General features: G+C 74.7%; 21 protein-coding genes. 9 read left to right on the plus strand and 12 right to left on the minus strand.

Annotated elements, in window-relative coordinates:
* Positions 1-42: 42 nt before the first annotated feature.
* The gene (locus FH609_RS01705) at positions 43-1494 is read right to left on the minus strand and encodes an MFS transporter (RefSeq protein ID WP_226961313.1); all 1452 of its coding nucleotides are present in this window, start codon (positions 1492-1494) and stop codon (positions 43-45) included.
* A 202-nt stretch (positions 1495-1696) separates the two neighbouring features.
* Here FH609_RS01705 and FH609_RS01710 point away from each other — a divergent pair, with 202 nt between their 5' ends.
* Positions 1697-2152: a MarR family winged helix-turn-helix transcriptional regulator gene (locus FH609_RS01710; protein ID WP_226961314.1), complete on the plus strand. Its 456-nt coding sequence runs from the start codon at positions 1697-1699 to the stop codon at positions 2150-2152.
* A gap of 10 nt (positions 2153-2162) precedes the next feature.
* Here FH609_RS01710 and FH609_RS01715 read toward each other — a convergent pair whose 3' ends face one another.
* From FH609_RS01715 to FH609_RS01740, 6 genes are all read right to left on the minus strand, one after another.
* Positions 2163-2894: an alpha/beta hydrolase gene (locus FH609_RS01715; protein ID WP_139665598.1), complete on the minus strand. Its 732-nt coding sequence runs from the start codon at positions 2892-2894 to the stop codon at positions 2163-2165.
* Complete coding sequence (locus FH609_RS01720) at positions 2891-3721, minus strand: alpha/beta fold hydrolase (RefSeq protein WP_139665597.1); 831 nt, start codon at positions 3719-3721, stop codon at positions 2891-2893. Before FH609_RS01720 ends, FH609_RS01715 begins: the two co-directional genes overlap by 4 nt.
* 89 nt (positions 3722-3810) lie before the next feature.
* Positions 3811-4317: a pyridoxamine 5'-phosphate oxidase family protein gene (locus FH609_RS01725; protein WP_139665596.1), complete on the minus strand. Its 507-nt coding sequence runs from the start codon at positions 4315-4317 to the stop codon at positions 3811-3813.
* Positions 4318-4355: 38 nt separating this feature from the next.
* Positions 4356-5714, minus strand: a complete 1359-nt coding sequence (locus FH609_RS01730; protein ID WP_139665890.1) for an MFS transporter — start codon at positions 5712-5714, stop codon at positions 4356-4358.
* Positions 5715-5991: 277 nt separating this feature from the next.
* Positions 5992-6480: a MarR family winged helix-turn-helix transcriptional regulator gene (locus tag FH609_RS01735; RefSeq protein WP_139665595.1), complete on the minus strand. Its 489-nt coding sequence runs from the start codon at positions 6478-6480 to the stop codon at positions 5992-5994.
* 100 nt (positions 6481-6580) lie between these two features.
* On the minus strand, positions 6581-7111 hold the full coding sequence (locus tag FH609_RS01740; RefSeq protein ID WP_139665594.1) for a DinB family protein: 531 nt from the start codon (positions 7109-7111) through the stop codon (positions 6581-6583).
* A gap of 299 nt (positions 7112-7410) precedes the next feature.
* Between FH609_RS01740 and FH609_RS01745 the strand changes: the two genes are divergently transcribed.
* The 5 genes from FH609_RS01745 to FH609_RS01765 all read left to right on the plus strand — a co-directional run bounded on the left by FH609_RS01745 (position 7411) and on the right by FH609_RS01765 (position 15075).
* Positions 7411-9639, plus strand: coding sequence for an alpha-galactosidase (locus FH609_RS01745; protein ID WP_139665593.1), 2229 nt, complete (start codon positions 7411-7413; stop codon positions 9637-9639).
* Positions 9640-9642: 3 nt separating this feature from the next.
* Positions 9643-10590, plus strand: a complete 948-nt coding sequence (locus FH609_RS01750) for a carbohydrate ABC transporter permease (protein WP_139665592.1) — start codon at positions 9643-9645, stop codon at positions 10588-10590.
* Between the two features lie 13 nt (positions 10591-10603).
* Positions 10604-11575, plus strand: a complete 972-nt coding sequence (locus tag FH609_RS01755; protein WP_139665591.1) for a carbohydrate ABC transporter permease — start codon at positions 10604-10606, stop codon at positions 11573-11575.
* A gap of 37 nt (positions 11576-11612) precedes the next feature.
* On the plus strand, positions 11613-12959 hold the full coding sequence (locus tag FH609_RS01760; RefSeq protein WP_139665590.1) for an ABC transporter substrate-binding protein: 1347 nt from the start codon (positions 11613-11615) through the stop codon (positions 12957-12959).
* Positions 12960-13146: 187 nt separating this feature from the next.
* The gene (locus FH609_RS01765) at positions 13147-15075 is read left to right on the plus strand and encodes a glycoside hydrolase family 127 protein (protein WP_139665589.1); all 1929 of its coding nucleotides are present in this window, start codon (positions 13147-13149) and stop codon (positions 15073-15075) included.
* Positions 15076-15855: 780 nt separating this feature from the next.
* On the opposite strand, the gene FH609_RS01775 is transcribed toward FH609_RS01765, so the two are convergent.
* Positions 15856-16893 carry a GlxA family transcriptional regulator gene (locus FH609_RS01775; protein WP_226961315.1) on the minus strand — a complete coding sequence of 346 codons (1038 nt, stop codon included), beginning with the start codon at positions 16891-16893 and terminating at the stop codon, positions 15856-15858.
* A gap of 70 nt (positions 16894-16963) precedes the next feature.
* Between FH609_RS01775 and FH609_RS01780 the strand changes: the two genes are divergently transcribed.
* On the plus strand, positions 16964-18268 hold the full coding sequence (locus FH609_RS01780; RefSeq protein WP_139665586.1) for an MFS transporter: 1305 nt from the start codon (positions 16964-16966) through the stop codon (positions 18266-18268).
* Positions 18269-18277: 9 nt separating this feature from the next.
* Here FH609_RS01780 and FH609_RS01785 read toward each other — a convergent pair whose 3' ends face one another.
* Positions 18278-18994 (minus strand): TetR/AcrR family transcriptional regulator, encoded by a 717-nt coding sequence (locus FH609_RS01785; RefSeq protein ID WP_139665585.1) that lies wholly within the window; start codon positions 18992-18994, stop codon positions 18278-18280.
* Between the two features lie 153 nt (positions 18995-19147).
* On the opposite strand from FH609_RS01785, the gene FH609_RS01790 reads away from it, so the two are divergent.
* Positions 19148-19618: a nitroreductase family deazaflavin-dependent oxidoreductase gene (locus FH609_RS01790; RefSeq protein WP_139665584.1), complete on the plus strand. Its 471-nt coding sequence runs from the start codon at positions 19148-19150 to the stop codon at positions 19616-19618.
* Here the strand turns inward: FH609_RS01790 and FH609_RS01795 are convergent.
* A complete protein-coding gene (locus FH609_RS01795; RefSeq protein WP_193317738.1) occupies positions 19596-20078 on the minus strand; it encodes a hypothetical protein in 483 nt (160 codons plus the stop codon). The genes FH609_RS01790 and FH609_RS01795 overlap by 23 nt on opposite strands.
* A 187-nt stretch (positions 20079-20265) precedes the next feature.
* Here FH609_RS01795 and FH609_RS01800 point away from each other — a divergent pair, with 187 nt between their 5' ends.
* Positions 20266-20682, plus strand: coding sequence for a VOC family protein (locus tag FH609_RS01800; protein ID WP_139665583.1), 417 nt, complete (start codon positions 20266-20268; stop codon positions 20680-20682).
* A gap of 60 nt (positions 20683-20742) precedes the next feature.
* Here FH609_RS01800 and FH609_RS01805 read toward each other — a convergent pair whose 3' ends face one another.
* Positions 20743-23919 (minus strand): DUF6531 domain-containing protein, encoded by a 3177-nt coding sequence (locus FH609_RS01805; protein ID WP_139665582.1) that lies wholly within the window; start codon positions 23917-23919, stop codon positions 20743-20745.
* Positions 23920-24062: 143 nt separating this feature from the next.
* Positions 24063-25010 carry an RDD family protein gene (locus FH609_RS01810; RefSeq protein ID WP_139665581.1) on the minus strand — a complete coding sequence of 316 codons (948 nt, stop codon included), beginning with the start codon at positions 25008-25010 and terminating at the stop codon, positions 24063-24065.
* Positions 25011-25050 lie beyond the last annotated feature (40 nt).

Consider the following 25050-nt stretch of genomic DNA (forward strand, 5'->3'; position numbering starts at 1 on the left):
CGGGGGCCGAGGAGAGAGTTGGTCAGGCGCGGTCAGGCGCGGTCAGGCGGCGGTTCCGGAGGGGGTCGGCGCCGCGTGTTCGGCCGGCGTCTCGGCCGGGGCCGCGCCGCGCGCCGGGATCAGCGTGGCCACGGCGGCCGCCGCCAGCGCGACGCCCGCGCCGATCACCATCGCCACCCGGAAGCCGTTCTCCGACGGCAGCGCGAACCCGCCGTAGTCCACGGTCAGTTGGGCGAGCACCACGCCCACCACGGCGGCCGCCACCGAGGTGCCGACCGAACGCATCAGCGTGTTGAAGCTGTTGGCCGACGCCGTCATCGACTGCGGCACCGCGCCCATGATCAACGTGGGCATGGCGCCGTAGGCGAGCCCGACCCCGGAGCAGGAGATCACCGTCACCAGCAGCAGCCCCCAGGTCGAGCCCAGCAGCGGCAGCGACAGGGCGTAGCCGCAGGCGATCACCAGACTGCCCACCGCCAGCGTCACCTTGGGCCCCCGGGCGGCCGAGAGCCGGGCGCCGAACGGGGAGAGCGCCATCATCATCAGCCCGCCGGGCGCCATCCACAGGCCCATGGCGATCATCGACTGCCCCAGGCCGTAGCCGGTCTCCTCGGGCAGTTGGAGCAGCTGGGGCACGACCAGCGACTGGGCGTACATCGAGAACCCGACCAGCACCGACGCCAGGTTGGTGAAGAGCACCTGCGGGCGGGCCGCCAGCCGCAGGTCGACCAGCGGCTCGGCGAACCTCCACTCCCAGCGGCCCCAGGCCAGCAGCAGCGCGGCGGCCGCGGCGAACAGCCCGAGCGTGGTGGCCGAACCCCAGCCCCAGTCCGAGCCCTTGGAGACCGCCAGCAGCAGGCAGACCAGCCCGCCGCCGAGTCCCAGCGCGCCCACCCCGTCGAACCGCGCGGGTTCGGTCGCCCGCCGGCCGGCCGGCACGAACAGCCAGATCAGCAGGCCCACGACCGCGCTCAGCGCGGCGGCGACCCAGAACAGCGCGCGCCAGCTGGTGTTCTCGGCGACGGCCGCGGAGAACGGCAGCCCCAGCGCGCCGCCGACGCCCATCGAGGCGCTGATCAACGCGATGGCGGTGCCCAGCCGTTCGGGCGGCAGCACGTCGCGCAGCAGGCTCAGGCCCAGCGGCACCACACCCATGCCGAGCCCCTGGAGGCCACGGCCGACGATCATCGGCGCCACGGACGAGGAGAGCGCGCAGACCACCGAGCCGACCACCAGCGGCGTGACGGAGACCAGCAGCATCCGCCGCTTCCCGTACATGTCGCCGAGCCGGCCCGAGACCGGGGTGGCCACGGCGGCGGCCAGCAGGGTCGCGGTGACCACCCAGGAGGCGTTGGAAGCCGAGGTGTCCAACAGGGTCGCCAACTCGCCGAGCAGCGGCACCACCAGGGTCTGCATCAGCGCGGCGGTGATGCCGGCGAACGCGAGGATGCCGACGATGCCGCCGGGACGGGCGGCGGGTGGGGAGACGGACACGGGGGTCCCTTCTGACGGGTGGAGCTGACGGTGGACGCACGGACCGCGCGGCGGCGGGGGCCGTGAGGCGATATGCAGCATACATATCGCGTGCATCATGCACGCCGGATGTATCGTGCATATTGCTCGTGCTATACCTGCCTGGGAGAACCCCATGAACAAACCGGCGCCCCCTGTTCGCCGGAAGCAGGAGGATGCGCCAGTGAACATGCCCATCCGCCGGCTCGAGTTCGAGACGATGCTGCTCACCCGCCACGCCCACCTCTTCAACGCGCCGGCCAGGCGCGCCAGTCGAGGGCTGGACCGCAGCGCCTATGTCCTGCTCAGTCGCATCGAGATCGAAGGACCGATGTCCATCGCGCAGCTCAGCGCGGCCTTCGGCCTGGACTCCTCCACCCTCAGCCGGCAGACCTCGGCGATGCTCAGGGCCGGAGTGGTCGAGCGCATCCCCGACCCGGACGGCGGGATCGCGCGCAAGTTCAGCATCACCGACGAGGGCCGTCGTCGGCTCACCGAGGACCGGCGGCGCAACGCCGAGGCCCTGGCGCGCATCCTCAGCGAGTGGACCGCCGACGACGTGGCCGACTTCACCGCGCTCCTGCACCGCTTCAACGAGGACATCGAGCGGCTGGAGGGCCGCCCCTGGCCCCGCCCCTGACCCCGTTCGCTCAGCCCCGCACGCCCCGGGCCACGCCGGCGGCCCGGGCCAGCACGCCGGCCGTCCGCGCCCCGGCCCGAACGGCCCGCGCAGCGCCGGCCGGAACGCACCGCCCGAGCCCCCGGTCGTAGGCGGCCAGGACGACGCCCGCGTGATCGGCGTCCAACTCCTCCAGCGCGACGGGCCAACCCCGTTGCCGCAGCGCCGCGTTCAGGTGCCGGGTGTGCGCCACGTCCACGATCTCGTCGGCGGTGCCGTGCACCAGCCAGACGGGAAGGGCGTGGCCCGCCGCCGCAGCGCCGTCCAACTCGTCGATCGGCGCGCGGCCCGTCGAGGGCGCCGGCCGGGTGTAGCCGCCGGCGATGCCGACCACCGCCCGGGGATGCCAACCGTCCAGCCCTTCGGCGGCCAGGCCCACGCCGAGCGCGGCCTTGGCGCCCAACGACCAGCCGGCGAGCACCACGCGCCCCGGGTCGCCGCCCCACTCGGCGGCGCGCTCGCGGGCGAACGCCACCGACTCCCGCAGGTGCGCCCGCCCGCCGTCGGGCGCGTCCGAGCGCCAGTCCGGAACGAGAACCAGCACGCCCGCCGACGCGGTCAGGCGCGCCAGCGGCGCCAGCACCCCGCGCTCGTCCGGGCCTCTGCCGTGCCAGAGCAGCACGACCGGCAGCCCCTCCCGCGCGCCCTCCGGCCGGTGCACGTCCAGGCGTTGCCCGCTCGGACCGTAGCCGACTCCGTTCATCCGGCTCGGCCGCGCTCCGCGAGGAAGTCGAGCAGCAACGCGGCCGTGGTGGCCGGCTGTTCGACCGGGATCAGATGGCCGACGCCCGCCAGCGCGCGCAGCCGAGCGCCGGGGATCGCGCCGGCCAGCCGCTCCGCGATGACCCGGAAGTCCGGCACGTCGGCCTCGCCGTGGGCCACCAGCGTCGGAACGTCCCAGCCGCCCAGCCCGTCGAGGAGTTCGGGCAGGGCGCTCACGCCATGGCGGTCCGTGAGGTGCTGGTTGACCAGCGAGACCCGCACCGCCTCGCGCACCGCCGCCGCGTGCCCGCGCAGCGCGGCGTCCCAGGAGCGGACCGGGCCGCGCACCCACATGTCGAGATTGAGCGAGACCGCCAGGTCCAGGTCGCCGCGCTCCAGCGCGGCCTCCTCGGCGTCGGCGTAGCCCGCCACCGCCGCCGACCAGTCGTGGTCCGGCAGCGGCGCGGCCAGCAGCGCCAGGCCGGCGACCCGCTCCGGCGCCAGCCCGGCGGCCTCCAACGCCACCCGGCCGCCATAGGAGTTGCCGACCAGGAACGTCGGCCCGGCGCCCGCCGCTTCGAGCACCGCCAGCAGATCCTCGGCGTCGCTGTAGGGCGCCGAGGGCGGCGGCGAGTCGCCGAAGCCGCGCAGGTCGTGGGTGACCACCCGGTAGCGCTCGGCGAGCGCCGGCACCACCCCGTCCCACGAGCGGCGGTCGGCGACCCCCGCGTGCACCAGCGCCACCGTGCCGGCGCCGGGGCCGCCCGTGGTCTCCACCGTCAACCGCCCGTGCGGCACCGGCACTTCCTCGACGACTCCCGCGTTCACCCTGACCGCTCCTCGTGTGTGGCTGCTGGGCGCACCCTATGGGTCCTGCGGTCCCGGCCCCCGGGAATTTCGGGGCGCGCCGGCCCGCCTCAGCCGAAGTCCAGCGCCGTGCCATAGCGCCGGCCCACCTTCAGCACGAACAACACCCGGCGTTCGGCGGCCAGTTCGGCCAGTTCGGCCAGTTCGGTCAGGGTGGCGGCCTCGTCCGCTTCGGTCGTCGAGGGTGCGCCCGCCGCGCCCGCCGCCTCGGCGGTGCGCGCCAGGATCTCCCGGCCGGCGGCGTCGCCCGCCTCCAGCGTCGGCCCGAGCACCTCGACCGTTCCCTCGGCGACGGCGAACGACCACTCGTCGGGGCCGCGCACATGGAGCGCGGCCCGGCCGTCGGCGAGGAGTTGGCGGGTCTTGAGGCGGTCGGCGGTGCTGGAGACCAGGATCTCGCCGCGTTCTGGCAGCCAGTGGTAGGCCACGGTGGACAGGTGCGGCCCGCCGGTGCGGCGGAGGCTGGCGAGCACCCCGAACCTCCCCGCCGCCAGCAGCTTCGAGGTCTCCGCCTCGGTCAACGGCCTGGGCCCTGGCCTGCGTTGCTCGTCGGTCATGGTCTCGCTCCCTGCGTCGATGCGGTGTCGGGGGTGGTTCACCGGGCGGAACGGGCCCGGCCGGTGCGGCGCGGCAGCACGCTCAGGGCCACCAGCAGCGCCACGACCAGCAGGCCGGCGCCGACCCCGAAGGCCAGCCGGTAGCCCTCGGTCAGGGCCTCGGCCCTCGGCAGGCCGGCGGCCAGTCCCTCCTCGGTCCTGGTCGCGGCGAGCGTCGTGAGAACGGCCACGCCGATGGCCATGCCCACCTGCTGGGTGGTGTTGAAGATCCCGGAGACCAGGCCCGCGTCGTCCTCCCGCGCCTCCGACATGCCCAGCGTGGTCAGCGCGGGCAGCGCCAGGCCGAAGCCGGCGGCCAGCGGCAGCAGCGGCAGCACCTGGGTCGCGTAGTCCGCGTCCGCCGGCACCCGTGAGAGCAGCGCCAGCATCAGGACCAGCAGCGTCAACCCGGCCAGCAGCACCCGTCGTTCGCCGAACCGCGCGTTGAGCCGGGCGGAGACCCCCAGCGAGACCGCGCCGATGGTCACGGCGGCCGGCAGCATGGCCAGCCCGGTGGCCAGCGCGCTGTGGTCGAGCACCTGCTGGAGGTAGAGCGCCAGCATGACCTGGAACGAGAACAGCGCGGCGACCAGCAGCAGTTGCACCAGGTTGGCCCCCGCCACGCGCCGGGAGCGCAGCACCCGCAGCGGCATCAACGGGGTGGCCGCCGTCGCCTGGCGCACCACGAAGCCGGCCAGCAGTGCCAGGCCCACCGCGCCCCAGGCCAGGGTGCTCGGCGCGGTCCAGCCCACGGACTCGACCCGGACCACCCCGTAGATCCCGGACACCAGCCCGCCGGTGACCAGCAGCGCGCCGGGCAGGTCGGCGCCGGCGGCGAGCCCCAGACCCCGGTCGGCGGGCAGCACGTGGCGCGCTGCCAGCAGGATCGCGGCGCCGATGGGGAGGTTGATCAGGAAGATCCAGTGCCAGCTGATGGCGTCCGTGAGGACCCCGCCCAGCACCTGGCCGAGCGAGGCGCCGGCCGCGCCGGTGAAGCTGAACACCGCGATGGCGCCGGCCCGTTCGGACCGCTCCGGGAAGAGCGTGACCAGGATGCCGAGGCTGACGGCCGAGGAGAGCGCGGCGCCCACGCCCTGGAGGGAACGGGCGGCGACCAGCAGCGCGGGTTCGCCGGCGGCCCCGGCGAGCAGCGAGGCGCCGGTGAAGACGGCGATCCCGGCGAGGAAGAGCGAGCGGCGGCCGAGCAGGTCGCCGAGCCGGCCGGCGAGCAGCAGCAGGCTGCCGAAGGCGATCAGATAGGCGTTGACCACCCAGCTCAGCCCGCCGGGCGAGAAGCCGAGGTCGTGCTGGATCGCGGGTAGCGCGACGGTGACGATGCTGCCGTCCAGGACGGTCATCAGGACCGCGCCCGCCAGCACGCCGAGCGCCAACCGGCGTCGCGGGCCGGGGAGTCGGGCGCCGGCGGCGGGTTCGACGCCGGGGTCGGGGGGCGGGGGAACGCGGGTGGTGCTCGGGGCGTGGGACACCGGGGTCTCCTGTCTGTCGCGACGGGCCGTGGCGGGCCGCGACGGCCGGGCCGTCCGGAGGGGACGACGACAGGAGAGACCTTAACAGATAGTTCTGTTGCAGACTATCTATCTCGGTCGGAACGGTCGGAACGCTCGGGGCCGGCGCTCAGCGCCCCCGCTGGCGCGCCCTGCGGGCCGGCTGCGGGGTGGGGGCCGGGGTGCCCAGCGAGCCCTCGGTCAGCCTGGTCAGCGCCCTCACCAGGTCCTTCGCCCCGGATTCCCCCAACTCGGCCAGGGCCTCCCGGTGCACCCGGTCCACCACCCGCTGGCTCTGGCGCGCCAGCTCGGCGCCCTTCTCGGTGACCGCGATGATCCGGGCCCTGCGGTCGGTGCTCGACGGGCGGCGCTCGGCCAGCTCCGCCTCCTCCAGGGCGTCGACGGTCACCACCATCGTCGTCTTGTCCATGTCGCCGATCTCGGCGAGCTGGATCTGGGTGCGCTCCTCCGCCAGCGCGTGGACCAGCACGCAGTGCATCCGCGCGGTCAGCCCCAACTCGGCCAGCGCGGCGGCCATCCGGGTGCGCAGCACATGGCTGGTGTGGTCGAGGAGGTAGGAGAGGTCGGGCTCGCCGCTGGTGGGCGCCATGCTGGTCATGGGGTCGAGGATAGCCAGTCAATCGTCCGTTCGCGGATCATCCGCGAACGGACGAAACCGGCGCCGGCCGTCCCGGCGCCTGGGCGCCGCGCGCCGTCCCTCAGGCGCCGACCGTGCCGTCGACGGCCTCGCGGATCAGGTCGGCGTGCCCGTTGTGCCGGGCGTACTCGTGGATCAGATGCAGCATGACCAGCCGCAGCGAGACCGGCTCGCCGGTCTTCGCGTGCGGCGCGGTCACGTCGAGCGAGGCGGCCGCCTCCTCGATCCGGCGGGCCGCCGCGACCTCCGCCTCCCAGGCGGCGAACGCCTCCGCGCCGCTCGCGGACGAGGCGTCGTAGGCGGCCTGGAAGTCGCCGCGCTCCGACCAGACCAGTGGGACGTCCTCGCGGTTGATCGTCCGCCGGAACCAGGCGCGTTCCACCTCGGCCATGTGGCGCACCAGCCCGAGCAGGGTCAGCGTCGAGGGCGGCGAGGCCGCGCGCCGCAGCTGGTCGTCGTCCAGCCCCTCGCACTTGACGGCGAGGGTCGCGCGGTGAAAGTCCAGATAGGCGCGCAGCATGGTGCGTTCGTCCGCCACCAGGGGCGGGCCGACCCGCTCCACCGGCTGCGGCCGTGCTTCTCCCTCGGGCATTCCCGCACCCTACGCCGGGCCGCCGTCAGGCCCGCCGCCGGACCCGTCAACGAGGCGGGCTGTGAAACGTTTTCGCTTCCGCGGCCGCCGCTCTGCCCGCCGCCGAAGTCAACAAAACTCCAGGTAGCGGCCGTTACACCGATGGAAATAAGCGGCTTTGGGCGCTCCTCCGTCAAGTAAAGCCGTTGATCAAACTCTTGACATGGATCGATACACCGACAACATTTCCGCCCACGTCCGAACAGATTCACTGGGGTGCGGCGTCGCCGTGCGCCCCCGCTCCAAGGAGGTCCGCCGCCGTGGCGCCAGCCGAGTCCCCGTCCCTGGTGCAGCTGCGCTCCGCCGGCGTCAGCCTGGTCGTCGACATCACCGGGCCGCGCCTGCCCCGCCTCCTGCACTGGGGCTCCGACCTGGGCCCGCTCTGCCCCGACGGGCTGGCCGCGCTCGCCGCCCACGGCGCGTTCCCCGCCTCGCCCGGCGACCCCGACGACCCGCGCCGGCCGGGCAACTGGAACATCCCGCCCGCCGTCGGCCTGCTCGCCGAACACGGCGCCGGCTGGCAGGGCTTCCCCGGGCTGCTCGGGCACCGGCCCGGCGGCGCCGACTGGTCCCCGCTGCTGGCCGTCGAGACCGTGGCGGTCACCGCGCCGGCCGGCGACGTCGACGCCGTGGGCCTCGCCCCGCGCCCCGGCGCCGCCCGCGCGATCCGGGTGCAGGCGGCCGACCCCGTGGCGGCCCTGGCGCTCACCGTCGAACTGGAGCTGACCGACGCCGGGTTGCTCCGCACCCGCGCCACCGTCCGCAACGACCACCCCGAACTGCCCTACACCCTCGACGGGTTGGGCCTGACCCTGCCCGTGCCCACCCAGGCCGACGAGCTGTTCGACCTCACCGGCCGCTGGACCAGGGAACGCTCCCCGCAGCGCCAGCCGTTCCACCAGGGCACCTGGACCAGGGAGACCCGCAGGGGCCGGCCCGGGCACGACGCCCCGCTGCTGCTGGCCGCCGGCACCGCCGGCTTCGGCTTCCGGCACGGCGAGATCTGGGCGCTGCACCTGGCCTGGAGCGGCAACCACCGGCTGTGGGCGGAGCGACTGCCCACCGGCCAGGCCGTGTTGGGCGCCGGCGAGCTGCCCATGCCGGGCGAGATCTCCCTGGCCCCCGGCGCGCACTACACCGCGCCCTGGCTCTACGCCGGCCACAGCGACGCCGGCCTTGACGGCCTCACCGCCCGCTTCCACGACCAGCTCCGCGCCCGCCCGCACCACCCGAGGAAGCCCAGGCCCGTGGTCCTCAACACCTGGGAGGCCGTCTACTTCGACCACGACCTGGACCGGCTCAGGCGACTCGCCGACCTCGGCGCCGAGATCGGCGTGGAGCGCTATGTGCTGGACGACGGCTGGTTCCGTGGCCGACGCGACGACAGCGCCGGGCTCGGCGACTGGTATGTGGACGAGACCGTCTGGCCCGATGGGCTGCACCCGCTCGTCGACCATGTGCGGGGCCTGGGCCTGGAGTTCGGCCTCTGGGTCGAGCCGGAGATGGTCAACCCGGACTCCGACCTGGCCCGCGCCCACCCCGAGTGGATCATGGCCACCGGCGGCCGGCTCCCCGGCGAGCTGCGCGGCCAGCAGGTGCTCGACCTCACCCACCCCGGCGCCTACGCGCATGTGCGCGAGCGGCTGGACGCGCTGCTGAGCGAGTACCCCATCGACTACCTCAAGTGGGACCACAACCGCGAGCTGGCCGACGCCGGCCACCAGCCGGGCGGCGAGGCCGCCGTCCACGGCCAGACCCTCGCCGTCTACCGGCTGATGGACCAACTCAGGGCGGACCACCCCGGGTTGGAGATCGAGTCCTGCTCCGGCGGCGGCGCCAGGGTGGACCTCGGCATCCTGGAGCACGCCGACCGGATCTGGGGCAGCGACTGCAACGACGCCCTGGAACGGCAGTCCATCAACCGCTGGACCATGGCCCTGGTGCCGCCCGAGCTGGTCGGCTCCCATGTCGGCGCCGCCCGTTCCCACACCACGGGACGCACCCACGACCTGGCCTTCCGCGCCGGCACCGCGCTCTTCGGGCACCTCGGCATCGAGTGGGACCTGACCCGCGCCTCCGCAGCGGAACGCCGCGAACTGGCCCGCTGGATCGCCCACCACAAGCGGCTGCGCGGCCTGCTGCACGGCGGCCGGGTGGTCCGCGTCGACCACCCCGACCCGGCGCTGTGGATGCACGGCGTCGTCGCGCCCGACCGCGCCGAGGCCGTCTTCGCCCTGGTCGCCGTCGGCACCTCCGCCACCTGGCCGCACGGCCGGGTGCGGCTGCCCGGGCTCGACCCGGCGGCCGGCTACCGGCTGGCGGTGCTGCCGCCCGGCCCGGAGACGCCGGGCCTCGGCCGGGGCCGCCCCGCCTGGTGCGTCGAGGAGGGCGTCACCGGGCTGCGCGGCTCCGTGCTGGAGCGGGCCGGCCTCCAACTGCCCACCCTCCACCCCGAACAGCTCGTACTGCTCCACCTCACGAAGGAGTGAGCGATGGCATCCGCCGCCCCCACCGTCCCCGGTGCGGCCAGCAAGGACGGCCCCGCCCGCGTCGACAACCCAACGCCCGGCTGGCGCCGCCGGGAGACCCGCGCCGCGCTGGTCTTCGTCGCCCCCGCCCTGCTGGGCTTCCTGGTCTTCTTCGCCTGGCCGACCGTGCGCGGCCTCTACCTCAGCCTCACGGACTACGACCTGCTCACCCCGGCCGAGTTCAGCGGCCTCGACAACTACCGCAGGCTCCTCGATGACGACGTCTTCTGGAACTCCCTGTGGGTGACGCTCCAGTACGTCCTGATCAACATCGGCGTGCAGACCGTCGCGGCGCTGCTGCTCGCCGTGCTGATCCACCGGCTGACCCGCTCCGTGGTGCTGCGCGGCATCATCCTGCTGCCGTACCTCATATCCAATGTCGTGGTCGCCCTCCTCTGGTACTGGATGGCCGACTACAACCTCGGCATCATCAACGAGATGCTCGGCTGGGTCGGCTTCGACCCCGTCGCCTTCTTCGGCGACGAGAGCTGGGCCATCCCCAGCATCGCGCTGGTCAACGTCTGGCGGCACCTCGGCTACACCGCGCTGTTGATCTTCGCCGGGCTCCAGTTCATCAACCGCGACGTCTATGAGGCGGCCGCCGTGGACGGCGCGGGCGAGGTGCGGATCTTCTTCCGCATCACCCTGCCGCTGCTGCGCCCGGTGATGGCCCTGGTGCTGGTGCTCACCGTCATCGGCTCCTGGCAGATCTTCGACACCGTCGCCGTCACCACCCAGGGCGGACCCGTCGACGCCACCCGGGTCGTCCAGTACTACATCTACGACCAGGCGTTCAACCGCTTCGACTTCGGCTACGCCTCGGCGATCTCCGTGGTGCTGTTCCTGATCCTGGCCGGCGTCGCGCTGGCCCAACTCAAGCTGCTGCGGGCCGGCGAGTCCGACCAGGCCTGAAGGAGGAGCCACGATGCGAACCCAGCGACGGCCCGCCCCGGCCGAACCCCGTACCCCGTCCGCCACCCCGTCCGCCACCCGTTCCGCCCGGGAACGCCCGTCCCCCGCACGCCGGTTGAACGTCGGGCGGCTGCTGGCCTGGGTGGCCCTCTTCGTGATGATCGTGATCACCCTGGCGCCGTTCCTGTGGATGGCCCGCACCGCCCTGTCCAACAACCGGGTCCTGTTCACCGACCCCGGCTCCTGGCTGCCGGTCGACTTCACCTGGGGTCCGTTCGAGCGCGTGCTCGGCTCCGCCACCACCGAGGAGGCCCAGGCCCAGGGCGGCTCAGGCGCCTCGCTGCGGTTCTGGGTCTACCTGCGGAACTCGGTGATCGTCTCCACCCTGATCACCCTCGGCCAGGTCTTCTTCAGCGCCATGGCCGCCTACGCCTTCGCCCGGCTGCGCTGGCCGGGCCGGGACAAGGTCTTCTTCGCCTTCCTCACCGCGCTGATGGTGCCCCCGGTCTTCACCATGCTGCCCAACTTCGTGCTGATCAAGAACCTGGGCCTGCTCAACACCTACCCCGGCATCATCGCCCCCTTCTTCTTCATGACGCCCTTCGCCGTCTTCTTCCTGCGGCAGTTCTTCCTCGGCATCAGCCGCGAGGTCGAGGAGGCCGCCATGATCGACGGCGCCGGCTACTTCCGGATCTTCTTCCGCGTCATCCTGCCGATGAGTTCCGCGCCCATCGCCACCCTCGCGGTGCTCACGTTCATCAACGCCTGGAACGAGTACTTCTGGCCGCAGCTGGTCGGCCAGGAGGAGAGCGTCCGGGTGCTGACCGTCGCGCTCAGCGCCTTCCACTCCGCCACGCCCAACACCGGCCCCGACTGGGCGGGCCTGATGGCCGCGACCCTGGTCGCCGCCGTGCCCACCATGCTGCTCTTCCTGGCGTTCGGGCGGCGGATCGTCAACTCCATCCAGTTCACCGGCGTGAAGTGAGGCCACCGTGGACCACGAGAGGGGAGGCGCACCCACCATGCGCACCACCACACGACGGACGTTGACCGTCCTCACCTGCCTGACCCTGGGCGCGACGCTGACCGCCTGCGGCGACACCATGGGCGGCGGCGACCCCAACACGGTGGACTACTGGCTCTGGGACGCCAACCAGCAGCCCGCCTACCAGGAGTGCGCCGACCGCTTCGAGGAGCAGAACCCGGACCTGACCATCCGCATCGAGCAACGCGGCTGGGACGACTACTGGAACTCCCTCGCCCTCGGCTTCGTCGCCGAGTCGGCGCCGGACGTCTTCACCAACCACCTCAACAAGTACCCGGAGTACGTGACCAGGGACCTGCTGCTGCCGCTCGACGAGTATGTCGAGCGGGACGAGATGCCGCTGGACATCTACGAGGAGGGCCTGGCCGACCTGTGGGTCGGGGAGAACGGCAGGCGCTACGGCCTGCCCAAGGACTGGGACGCGGTGGGCATCTTCTACAACCGTGCGATGCTCGCCGAGGCCGGCGTCGACGAGGCCGAGCTGTCCGAGCTGACCTGGAACCCGGAGGACGGCGGCAGCTACGAGGAGCTGATCGCCCGGCTCACCGTCGACGTCAACGGGGTGCGCGGTGACGAACCCGGCTTCGACAAGGACCGCGTCGCCACCTACGGCCTGTGGCTGGAGATGACCGACGGCTTCGCGCACGGCCAGACCCAGTACTCCATGTACGCCTACGCCAACGGCTGGCAGGCCACCGACACCAACCCCTGGGGCACGGAGTTCAACTTCGACGACCCGAGGTTCCAGGACACGATCGCCTGGTGGCAGGGCCTGATCGAGAAGGGCTACATGCCGAGCCTCGCCGCCTCGCGCGGCGTGCAGTCCAGCGACCAACTCGCGGCGGGCCGGGCGGCGATGGCCACCAACGGCTCCTGGATGACCGGCACGTTCTTCTCCTACGACGGCCTCGACGTGGGCCTGGCGCCGACCCCGGTCGGGCCGACCGGCGAGCGGGCCACCATGTTCAACGGGCTGGCCGACTCCGTCTACAAGGGCACCGACAACCCGGAGGCCGCCTGGCGCTGGGTGAAGTACCTGGCCTCGCCCGAGTGCCAGCGGATCGTCGGCGAACACCATGTCGTCTTCCCCGCGATCACCGAGGCGTGGGAGGTCGCCCGCGAGGAGTTCGCCGCCGACGGGATCGACGTCACCCCGTTCACCCGGCACGTGGAGGAGGGCACCACCGAACTGTTCCCGATCACCGACCACGCCTCCGAGGTGGCCGCCATCATGCAACCCGCGCTGGAGTCGGTGATGTCGGGGCAGGCGTCGGTGGACTCGTTCACTCGCGTCAACGAACAGGTCAACCGGCTCTTCGAGTAGCCGGGCGGCGCCCGGCGCGCTCCGCCGGGCGCCGGCCGCCGGTCGCGTTCCGTGCGGCCTTGACCCGAGCTGGCGGAAATGCCTAGATTCGCACGGGAGAAAGGCTTTTCTCGCGGGCGGCGCGGCCCCTCATGGCCCGCCGCTGTCCGTTGCTGTCCGCTGTTCCCGGCCGTGTTCAGGAGTGCTCATGCCCGCCCGCCCAGGTCCCGTCCTGCCCACCGCCACCGCCCGGGGGGCGCTGCGCCCGGCGGACGAGGCGGTGATCGACGGCGGTCTGTGGGCGGAACGCCGCGCCGTCAACGAACGGACCAGCGTGCCCGACGGCTACCAACGCCTGGTCGACGCCGGCAACCTGCACAACCTCCGGCTCGCCGCCGGCACCACGACCGGCTCCTACGTCAACGAACTGCCGTTCCTCGACTCCGACGTCTACAAGTGGCTGGAGGCCGTGTCCTGGCAACTCGGCGACCCGGCCACCGACCCCGAGCTGGCCGCCCGGCTCGACGAGCGGGTCACCGAGATCGTCGGGCTGCTGCGCGACGCCCAGGAACCCGACGGCTACCTCCAGTCGTACTACCAGGTGGTGCGCCCCGACCGGCGCTGGCAGGAGCTGGACTGGGGCCACGAGCTGTACTGCGCCGGCCATCTGATCCAGGCCGCCGTCGCGCGGGTCCGCGCCACCGGGCGCACCGAACTCCTGGAGATAGCCCGGAAGTTCGCCGACCACATCGACTCCGTCTTCGGCCCCGGCCGGCGGGACGCGGTCTGCGGCCACCCTGAGATCGAGACCGCGCTGGTGGAACTCTTCCGGGTCACGGGCGAGCCCCGGTACCTGGACCTGGCGCGCTTCTTCGTGGACCGGCGCGGGCACGGGACGCTGCCGCCCGGCCGGTTCGGCGCCGGGTACTGGCAGGACCACGCGCCGGTCCGCGAGGCCGAGGCGGTCACCGGGCACGCGGTGCGTCAGCTCTATCTGCTGGCCGGCGTCGTCGACGTCTACGCCGAGACCGGCGATGACACCCTGTTGGCGGCCGGTGAGCGACTGTGGGAGGAGATGGTCGCCAGGAAGTCGTATGTGACCGGCGGTCTGGGCGCCCACCACAGCGACGAGGCGTTCGGCGACCCGTTCGAACTCCCCTCGGAGCGCGCCTACACGGAGACCTGCGCGGCGATCGCCGCCGTCCACCTCAGCTGGCGGCTCCTGCTCGCCACCGGCCGCGCCCGCTACGCCGACCACCTGGAGCGGGTGCTCTACAACGGCTTCCTGTCCGGCGTCGGCCTCGACGGCGAGCACTACAGCTACTGCAACCCGCTCCAGGTGCGCGAGGGCCACCGGCCGGACGCCCAGGGCGGCGACCACGGCGCGTTCCGGGTGCGCTGGTTCACCTGCGCCTGCTGCCCGCCCAACGTGATGCGGCTGCTGGCCTCGCTGCCGCACGCCTTCGCCGCCTCCGACGGGGCGGGCGGGCTGCTGGTCCACCAGTACGCGCCGGGCCGCTTCGCCGCCGACGATCTCGGGGTGCGGGTTGCCACCGACTACCCGTGGCAGGGCCGGGTCTCCGTGGAGATCCTCGAAGCGCCCTCGGACGAACGGGCGTTGACGCTGCGCGTCCCGCACTGGGCCGGCGAGGGCTGGCGCCTTTCGGTCAACGGTCTTCCGCAGGATCTCGCGGCCGAGGAGGGGTGGCTGCGGCTGGCCCGCCGCTGGCAGCCGGGCGACAGCGTGGTCCTGGAGGTGGACGTGGCGCCGAGGCTCACCGCGCCGCCGAGTCGCGCGGACGCGCTGCGCGGCTGCGTGGCCGTGGAACGCGGCCCGCTGGTCTACTGCGCCGAGGCGGCCGACCAGCCGGACGGCACCGTCCTCGACGACCTGCGGCTGAACGCCGGCGCGCCGCTGCGCGACAGCGCGGAGACGGACGCGCCGGGCGTCGCGGTCGCCGTGCGCGCGACGGGCACGGGGCGCCTGCCGGCGGCGGACGGGTGGTGGGCGTACCCGCCGCACGAGGCGGCGTCGGCCGCCGAACGGGCGGCCGGGGACGTGGAGTTGACGCTGATCCCCTACCACCTGTGGGGCCACCGCGACCAGGGCACGATGCGGGTGTGGCTGCCCGTTTAGGCCGGGGTGTGTGCGGGTGGCGGAGCCGCCCTGGCGGCGGCTCCGCCTGGGGCGGCTCCGCCTGGGGCGGCTCCGCCTGGGGCGGCTCCGCCGGTCTGTGGGGTCCGGTCAGGCGCGGAACGTCGGTACGGGTGGCGCCTGTTGGGCGTCGTGGGGGGCTCGGCTGGTTGTGCGTGGGGGCGCCGGTGCTGACCGGCGGCTCCCGCACCGGGCGGTTGCCGCCGGTGCGGGGCAACGCCCGCGCTCTCGTTGGCCTTCTGGCCGGCGCATGGTCGACCGGTCGGCTGCCGCCCGGCGTTCCGCGTGCGGAGCGCTCGTCGCCGCCACGGTCACCGTTGTTCCGCCCGGGGCGTGCCGGGTTCGTCTGATCCTGCCCCGAGCGGCCGCTCGGCGCGCGCGGCCCCGCCACGTTGGACGGGCCTCGGCTGTCGCGCTCGTCCGGGCGACCGCTTGACCCGAACGGCACCGGGCTCCCGTCCCGGCCGGTCGTCGCGGTTCCCGTACTGCCCGCTGCCGCCTGCGAGTTCGCACGAGGCGATGGTTCGCCCGGCCCGGCCGCGTTGAACGTTCCCGGCGGGGCCGTCGGCCTGTCCGCCCACGGTTCGGGTCGCATCCGCGCGCCTGGGGCCGGGCCGTGCCGGCTGTCCGGGCTCCGCCGTGCCGGCACCCCGCCCGGGCGGGGCCCGGCTTCCCTGGCCCGGCCCGGGAAGGCACCCGTGGCTCTCGGGCTCCGCCCGGCGAAGGAGAACCCCCGGTGCCGGCCCGGCCCTGCGGGCCGGCTCAGCTCGCCCGGCGCTGCCGGGCGAGCGTCCCTCGGAACGTCGTGCGGTAGGCGCTCGGCGAGGTGCCCAGCGCAGCGTGAAAGTGTTGGCGCAGGTTCGCCGCCGTGCCGAGCCCGGCGCGTTCCGCGACCCGGTCCACGGACAGGTCCGAGTCCTCCAGCAACTCCCGCGCGAAGCGCACCCGTTGCTCGGTCAGCCACGCCATCGGCGCCATCCCGACCTCGGCCCGGAAGCGGCGGGTGAAGTTGCGCACGCTCATCGCCTCCCGGTCCGCCAGCATGGCCAGGGTGATCGGCTCGCCGAGCCGCCGCAGCGCCCACGCGCGGGCCGCCGCCGTGCCGGGGGAGGCGGGCTGGGGAACGGGCTCCCTGATGTACTGCGTCTGCCCGCCCTCGCGGTGCGGGGGCACCACCGTGCGGCGGGCGACGTCGTTGGCCACCGCCATCCCGTGGTCGCGGCGGATCATGTGCAGGCACAGGTCGATGCCGGCGGCGCAGCCGGCGGAGGTCAGGACGGTGCCGCCGTCCGTGTAGAGGACGTCCCGGTCGAGGGTGACCCGGGGGAAGAGCCGGGCGAAGGACTCCGAGTAGCGCCAGTGGGTGGTCGCGGTGTGCCCGTCGAGCAGCCCGGCGGAGGCCAGCACGAACGCGCCGGTGCAGATCGAGGCGATCCTGGCGTCCGGGCGCAGCCGGGCGAACGCGCGCGCCAACGGCGGCGTCAACTCGGGGCGTCGCTGGACGTAGTCCTCGGGTGAGGAGAGCACCACCACGGTGTCGGCCTCGGCCAGCGCCTCCGGGCCGTGCCGGACGGTGAGCGTGAAGTCGCCGTCGGTCTCCAGCTCGCCGGGCTCCGTGGCGCAGGTCAGCACCTCGTAGAGCGGCTCGCCGGTCACCGTGCCGCCCGTTCTGGCCTGGCCGAAGAGCTGGTGCACGATGCCCAGTTCGAGGCTGAGCAGGCGGGGGCGGGCCAGGACCGCGACCCGGTGGCGGGGCGTGGCCGGCGCTTCTGGGGCTCGGAGTGTCGCGAGGGTGCTCATGGCCCGATTGTTGCGCATCTGGTCCATCGGGCCACTGGGCGGGGTGCCGCGCGCGGCCGAGGCTGGGGGCATGACCTGCGAGACGCTGCCCTCGGAAGCCCCCACGACCGCCGCCGTTCCCCCCGCACCGGCCGGGGGGCGCCGCCCGCACCGCGCGTGGGGGATCGCGGCGGTGGCGGGCGTCACCATCGTCACCGCCGGGGCGTTCTCGACGGTGCCGGGGCTGCTGGTCACGCCGCTGCACGCGGAGTTCGGCTGGGACCGGGGGCAGATCGCGCTGGCCACCGCCGTCAACATGGTGCTCTACGGGGTGACGGCGCCGTTCGCCGCCGCCGCGATGGACCGGTTCGGGGTGCGCCGGGTGGTGCTGGCCGCGCTCGGCCTGGTCGGCGCCGGCGCGCTGCTGACCTCCGTGATGGCGGCCGCCTGGCAACTCACCCTCTACTGGGGGGTGTTGATCGGCCTTGGCACCGGCAGCCTGACCATGACCTTCGCGGCGACGGTCAGCGCCAACTGGTTCCGCGCCCGGCGCGGGCTGGTGACCGGCGGGTTGAGCGCGGCGAGCCACCTCGGGCAGCTGCTCTTCCTGCCGCTGCTGGCCACCTCCGTGGACCGCCTCGGCTGGCGGCCGCCGGTGGTGACGCTCGCGCTGGTCGCGCTGGCGGTCGCGGCGCTGGCCGCGTTGGCGCTGCGCGACCACCCGGCGGACGTGGGCCTCGCGCCCTACGGCGCCGCGCGCCCGGTGCCCCGGCCGCCGCGCGCCCCGGGCGCCGCCGCGCACGGGCTGCGGGTGCTGCTGCGCGCCGCCCGCACCGGCGCGTTCTGGCTGTTGGCCGGGGTCTACGCGATCTGCGGCGCCACCACCAACGGCATCATGTGGTCGCACTGGGTGCCGGCCGCGCACGACCACGGGGTGGGCGCGACGGCGGCGGCCTCGATGCTCTCGCTGATCGGGATCTTCTCCGCGCTGGGGGCGCTGGCCTCCGGCTGGCTGACCGACCGGATCGACCCGCGCCGGCTGCTGGTCGGCTACTTCGCGGTGCGGGCGTTGACGCTGCTGGCGCTGCCGCAGGCGTTGGCGGCGGGCGCCGGGCCGGCGCTGCTGGCGTTCACCGTGGTCTACGGGCTGGTGGACGTCGCGACGGTGCCGCCGGTGATCGCGCTGGCCAACGACCGGTTCGGGGCGGCGGGCCCGATCGTCTTCGGCTGGGTCACCACCTTCCACCAACTGGGCGCCGGCGTCGCGGCGTTCGCGGCCGCCGCGGCGCGTGACCTGCTGGGCGGCTACGACCCGGTGTGGCTGGTGTTGAGCGCGGCCTGCCTGGTGGCCGCCCCGCTGGCGCTGGTCGCGGTGGAGCCGCCGGGGCGGCGGTAGCGCCCCGGGTCAGCCGGTGGCCTCGCCGGCCCGGCGCAGGCCGACGGAGCGCCCGAGTTGGGCCGCCGCGTGGTCGAAGAACTGCTCCCGCGCCGCGATCACCCCGTTGAACTGGCCGAAGATCTCCGTACTCAGCAGGCCGAGCAGCTGCGCCCAGGCCGCCAGCACCGCCGCCAGGGTCTCCGGCGCCAACCCGGGCGCGTGCTCGGGGACATGGGTGGCGGCGTCGGCCAGCACGGGGGCCGGCGGCGGGCCGCCGTCGGGCGGGGCGAGCTGGCCGGCCCGCCGGGCCTGGGTGGCGATGGCGGCCAGCGCCAACGGCAGCCGCACCCCGGGTCCCGAGGTGTCGTCGGGGGCGGCGTAGCCGGGCACGGGCGTGCCGTGGATCAGGGCGTACTCGTGCGGATGGGCCAGCGCCCAGGCGCGGGCGGCGCGGCAGACGGCGGCCCAGCGGTCGGGGGGTTCGGCGTCGGGGGCGGCACCCAGGGCCCCGTCGACGGCGTCGCCCAGGGCGTTGTAGGCGTCCACGATCAGGGCGGTCAACAGCTCGTCGCGGCTGGGGAAGTAGCGGTAGAGCGCCGAGGAGACCATGCCCAGCTCGCGGGCGACGGCGCGCAGCGAGAGCCTGCTCGCGCCGTCGGCGGCCAGCTGCCGGCGGGCCTCGTCCTTGATGGCGCGGGTCACCTCGTCGCGGGCCCGTTCCCGTGCGGTGCGGATGGCGGTCATGGCGAGCAGTGTGCCAGTTTCCGGAGCGGCGGCCAAGAACAAGAGCACTGCTCTTGCTTCTGTGCGGCGCTTCTGTCACAGTTGCTCTCAACGGAGAGCAGTGCTCACGGAGCGCTCGCCAGGAGTGCTCACACAACCGCCTCGGAGGTTCCCATGAACGCCCAGCAGCCCCATGTCATGCGCCCCGGCTGGACCACCCGCAGGATCGCCAACCCGCTGATGGGCGGGCTGCACCGGCTCGGCTTCGGGGTCGCCGGATCGCGCCAACTGACCGTCCGTGGGCGGAAGTCGGGCGAGCCCAGGCGCGCCCCGGTCAACCTGCTCGTCGTCGACGGGCGGCACTACCTGGTGGCGCCGCGCGGCCATGTGCAGTGGACGCACAACCTGCGCGCCGCCGGCGAGGGACAGCTCGGCCTGGGCCGCAGGGTCAGCCCCTTCACCGCCGACGAGGTCGCCGACGAGCGGAAGCCGGAGCTGCTGCGCGCCTACCTCGGGCGCTGGGGCAAGCAGGTCGGCGCGTTCTTCCGGGGCGTCACCGCCGACTCCACGGACGAGGAACTGCGCGCGGTGGCGGCCGACCACCCGGTCTTCGAGCTGAGCTTCAGCGCCGGGACCCGGCCCTGACCGCGCCCCCGCCCGCCCGGCGCCGCGTCGGGCGGTCCCGCTCCAGCGGGCGGTCGGCCAGGACCGCCTCGACGAACTCCTCCGGCGGCCGGTAGCGGTGCCGCGTCACATAGTGGTGCACCAGCGTCGGCGCGATCAGCCACGCGCCCGAGGCCGCGACGACGGCGACCTCCGCGTTGCCCAGCAGCACCTCGTCGTCGCCCACCTCGATCCGCACCGGCCGGCGCCGCTCCCCGACCAGATGGGGGAGCCCGCACGGGTGGAAGCCCCGGGTCCGCTCCCGCTGGCCGTCCCGGCACAGCGCCCCCAGCGCCGCCACGAAGTCGCCGGGCACCTCGCCCCTGGCGAACCGGGGGTAGCGCCGCGCCCAGGAGAGCCAACCGACGTTGAGCGCCGCGATCCCCGCCGGAACGCTCTCGGGCCTTCGGGTGTACGGGCTGAGGTCGGCGTAGTACGTCATGCGTGCTCCTCGGTGCGGTTCGCAGAGCAGACCCTAGCGCCGGTCCCTGCCTCGCGCATCCACCGTGTCGCGAATGCCCGAACGGGCCCTGGGCACGCTCAGGGGACCACCGACGAACGTGCGCCCGGCCCGTGGGCGAGCGAGGAAACGGCAGCTCGCGCGGGGTGTCGCACGGGAAGGGCGAGCGATGGACGCGAGGCGGGAGAGCGGGGGGACGCCGGGGTTCCGGCTGACCGGGGTGGTGCTGGACGCGCCCGACGCGCGGGAGCTGGCCGGCTTCTACCGGCGGCTGCTCGGCTGGCAGGTCCTGGACGACGAGCCGGACTGGGTGCGCCTCGCGCCGCCCGGCGGCGGCACCGGGCTCTCCTTCCAGAGCGAGCCCGCCTATCTGCCGCCCGTCTGGCCGAGCGGGCGGGAGCGGCAGCAGATGATGCTCCACCTGGACATCCGCGTGGACGAGCTGGCGTCGGCCACCGCCCACGCGCTCGACGCCGGGGCCACCCTCGCCGCGTTCCAACCGCAGGACGACGTGCGGGTGTTGCTGGACCCGGCCGGCCACCCGTTCTGCCTCTGGACCGAGCCCGAACCTCCCGAACGGGCCTGAACCCGCCGTGCCGCCCGCCGCCGTGCCGCCCGTCGTTCAGCCCGTCGTTCAGCCCGCCGCTCAGCCTCGCCAGGGGAGCAGGGTGAACGGGCCCGCCGGGTCGGCCACCGGGCTGAGGCAGCGGGCGTCGGCCGGGTCGTAGGCCCGGTGGCCGTGCCGGTAGTCGTGGAAGAGACCCGTCTCCTCGTCGTAGAGCTGGCCGGGGAAGCCCAGCGGGCAGTGGGCCGTGTCGGAACCCTGGCCGGTCGGCGCGCCCCAGGGCGTCGCCCGCCGGCGCCAGGCGACGTCCCCGAACTCGTCGACCAGCTCCGTCGGGGTGCCGTCCGGGTCGGTGACCACCGCGAGGAACCGGCCGCCGCTCTCCGTCTGCGCCAGCGGCCGCCGATGGTCCCCCGGCGCCCAGTGCCAGCTCGTCACCGAGCCGTCGGGCTCCGTGCGGGCGACCGGGAGCCCGCCCGCCCAGTCCACCACCGAACGCTCCCTGACCTCGCCGAACTCGTCCAGCAACTGCCGCGCCACCCGCCGGCCCAGCGGGTCGTGGACATAGTGCCAGTGCCGCCCGTCGGGCATCACCACATCGGTCAGCCGGTCCAGCGCGTCCCAGGTGTAGTGGCAGGTGCCCACCGCGCCCGAGGGCAGCTTGCGGGTCACCGCGACCACCCGGCCCCGCGCGTCGTGCCGCCAGCCGGCGCCCGAGGCGTCGGCGACCAGCAGCGGCCCGTCGAACTCGCGTCCCTCGCCCGCCAGTTGACCCAGCGCGTCGTACGCGAAGCGCGCCTCGCCCGTCGCCTCCCGCACCAGCGTGGGCCGGCCGGCCGCGTCCCGTTCGAACGTCACCGAGCCGGCCACCTCGTCCGTGCTCCCGAGCAGCGCGCCGTCCGCGCGGTACTCCCAGGCGCGGCGCCGCCGCGAGCCGCCGGACAGCAGGGTCTGCTCGACCAGCCGGCCGCCCGCGTCCCACCGCTGCCGCACCCCGCCCGACCTGCCGAACCGCCGCTCCACCTCGCGCCCTTCGGCGTCGAGATCCAGCGTCACCTGGTGGCCATCGGCGGTCAGCCCGACCAGCCGGCCGACGGCGTCGCGCGGCTGCTCGGTCGCGGCGCCCGAGGGCCGCAGCAGCCGGGTCACCCGGCCGGCCGCGTCCCGCTCGTACGCCACCGTGCGGTCGCCCACCGCCCCCGTCAGGTCGGTCACGGTCTCGGCCGACACGGCGCCGAACGCGTCCCGTTCCACCGTCAGCCGGACCTCGCTGTTCTCCGCCGCCACCAGCCGGCCCGCCGGGTCGTAGCGGAACACGTCCCGGCCCAGGTCGGTGCGCCGCTCCGCCAGCCGCCCGGCGGCGTCGAGGCGCAGCGAGACGCGCTGGCCGGCGCCGTTGGTCCAGCCGACGCAGCGCCCCGCCGCGTCGCGGCGCAGCCGGACCTGGCGCTCGCCGACGTCCGCCAGCTCGACCAGCCGGCCCGCCGCGTCATGGCGGTACTCCCACTCCCGGCCGGCCGCGTCGGTGATCCCGGACAGCCGCAGCTCGGCGTCGTACCGGTACCGCAGCACGGAGCCGTCCGGGCGGGTCAGCGAACGGCACACGCCCAGCGGGCCGCGCTCCAGCGTCGTCTCGGCGCCCGCCGGATCGGTGTGCGCCAGGAGGCGGCCCACCGGGTCGCGGCGCCAGCGGCGCGTCCCGCCCAGAGCGTCGGTCAGCGCGACGACCCGGCCCAACGCGTCGCGCTCCAGGCGCCGTTGGTCGCCCTGCGGGCCGGTGATCCGCACCACGGCGCCCCGCTCGTCGCGCTCAAGACCGGTGGTCTCACCGGCCGGGTCGGTGACGGCGACGGGCAGCCCCGTGCGGTCGCAGGTGTACCGCCACACCGCGCCGAGGGCGTCGGTCACCGTGGCCGGGCCGCCGCCCGGGTGGTACGTCAGCCGGAGGCTCCGGCCGCCGGGGGCCGTCACCGAGGCCAGGCCGCCGCGCTCGTCCCAGGCGAGGTCGGTGACGGCGCCGTCCTCGGCGGTGCGGCGGGTGGGCCGGCCCAACGCGTCGTGCTCGGTGGTGCGGCGGGTGCCGTCGGGCCGGACGGTCTCGACCAGGTGGCCGAGCGCGTCATAGCGGTGCGTGGTGGTGCGGCCGAGCGGGTCCTCGACGGTCAGCACCCGGCCCTCGGTGTCGCCGGTGTAGCGGGTGACGTTCCCCAACGGGTCGGTGAGCGCGACCAGTTGACCCGCCCCGTCGCGCTCGTGGACCCAGCGGTTGCCCAGCGCGTCGGCCACCGTGGTCACCGGGCCCCGGTACTCCAGGGTGCGGGAACGAAGCCCCTCCGGGCCCGAGACCGCCGTGATCCGGCCCCTGGCATCGTGGCCGTACCGGAAGGTGTCCCCGGCCCGGTCCCGGCGCTCGACGATCCGTCGGTCCCGGTCGTAGACATAAGCCTCGACCGCGCCGGCCGCGTCCTCGACCTCCGCCAGGTTGCCCGCCTGGTCGTAGCGGCACCGCAGCAGGGCCGGCCGGTTGGCGGCGCTCAGCAGCCGCACCTCGACGACCCGGCCGGCGCCGTCCGTCGCGATGCCCAGCCGGTGGCCGCCGCTGTGCGCGATCTCGCGGGGGCGGCCATCGGCGTCGTGCCGGATCGCCAGGGCGTTGCCCCAGCCGTCCACGACCGCGACCAGCGGCAGCTCGGCGCCGCCGCTCCCGGGCAACGACCGGAACCGCAGGGTCAGTCGGGCCTCGGGCCGGTGCACGGTGATCGTGCCGCCCGGGGTGCCGTCCCAGGTCAACGGCCAGCGCCCGCCCCGCTCCGGCAGCACCGGCTGCCCCGAACCCGCCTCCGGCCTCGGGTAGTTCAGCAGCCGGCCGGTCTCCGTCACCAGCCGCACCGAGCCGTCCCGCAGCAGCAGCCGCTGGTCGAGCGTCGAGGCCCAGGCCACGCCGAACGCCCGCCCGGCCCTGGTCCGCCCCCGGTGGTGGCGCGCCAGCGTCAGCGGCAACACCCCGGGCAGCCGGACGTCCTCCGAGGACAGCCGGAGCCGGCCCCGCAGCGGGTCCACGCCGTCGGCCCCCGGCAACGGCCACCCGGCCGGCCGCTCCTCGCCGCCCCACAGCGGGGCCAGCCGGGGACACCCGCTCTCCGGATCGACGGGGCCCAGCCAGGGCCCCCGCCACAGCTCCTCCGGCTCGACGAGCGAGGGCGCCTCGACCCCCGGCACCCCGCCCCGTGGGGAACCCTCCAACGGTGACCCGGCCATGGCGCTCTTCCACCTTCCCTGGCCACCGGCGAGGCCGCTCTCCGACGCCGCCCCCGATCGGCCTGTTGTGCTCACCGACCGTAAGGCGACGGGCGAAGCCGTTCAACAGGGGTCCGAGCCAACCATGTTCGCTGTTAGAGTGATCATTTCTGATGCGCGGCCCCGTCGTCCGCCGGCCGCCCACCCTCACCCGCCGGCACCTCGCCCGGCGCGCCGCCGCCGGGTATGCCGCTGCCGGGTATGCCGTCGGCCGGTCGTGGGTCGGCGCCCTCCCGGCGCCCCTGCGGCAGCAGTTGACGCCCCCGGCCGAGCACCGCCCTGGTGCGCTCCGACTCCGCGACGCGCTGCGCCGCCTGCCAGGCGGCCCGGCCGCCCTGCGCCGTGTACCGCGCGGTCAGCGCGGCCGTCGTCCCGAGCAGGCCGCCGTGCACCCGCGTCCCGGCGAACCGGTCGGCGAGCGAGCGCCGGCCGCCCAGCAACGCCGGTATCGCGTTGGCCAGATACCCGACCACCGTCAGCACCAGCACCACCCCCGCCGCCAGGAAGGCGCCCGACAGCAGCAGGCAGCAGGCCAGCGACAGCAGCCCCACGTCGGCCACCGTGGTGACCGCGGCCCGCACCGCCGCCGCCCGCCGCGTCGGCCGGCGCGCCTCGCCGGCCGCCCCGCCCGCCGCGCTCACCCGCAGCCCCAACAGCGCCTTGCCCAGGGTGGTGCCGGCGAAGGCCAGCGCCAGGAACTGGTAGAGGAAGGTACACAACACCAGCAGCGCGAAGCCCTGTTGCACCGCGCGGATCGAGCGCCGCCACAGCGACTCGCCCAACGCCTGCCCCGCCTCCGCGAGATCGCCGTCCGAGGTGACGACCTTCCACACCCCGGTCCCCGCCAGCCCCTCGACATCGCCGAGCATGGCGCTGATCCGGTTGAACGTGAGGATGCCCAGCAGCACCGCCACCGTGATGACCAGCGCATAGTCCACCAGCCAGGCGGAGACCCGCCGCCACCCCGGCACCCGCGCCACACCCGCGCCCTGCCCGGCCCCGGCCGCCACCGGCGCCCCCGCCCCGCCGAAACCCTCACCCGTGCCGTCCATGCCTGCCCCCGATTCCCCCTTGAGACCCCGCACCCTGCCG

This window comes from Streptomyces sp. 3MP-14 (assembly GCF_006334905.2).
In the GTDB taxonomy this organism is placed as follows: Bacteria; Actinomycetota; Actinomycetes; order Streptomycetales; family Streptomycetaceae; genus Streptomyces; species Streptomyces triticirhizae.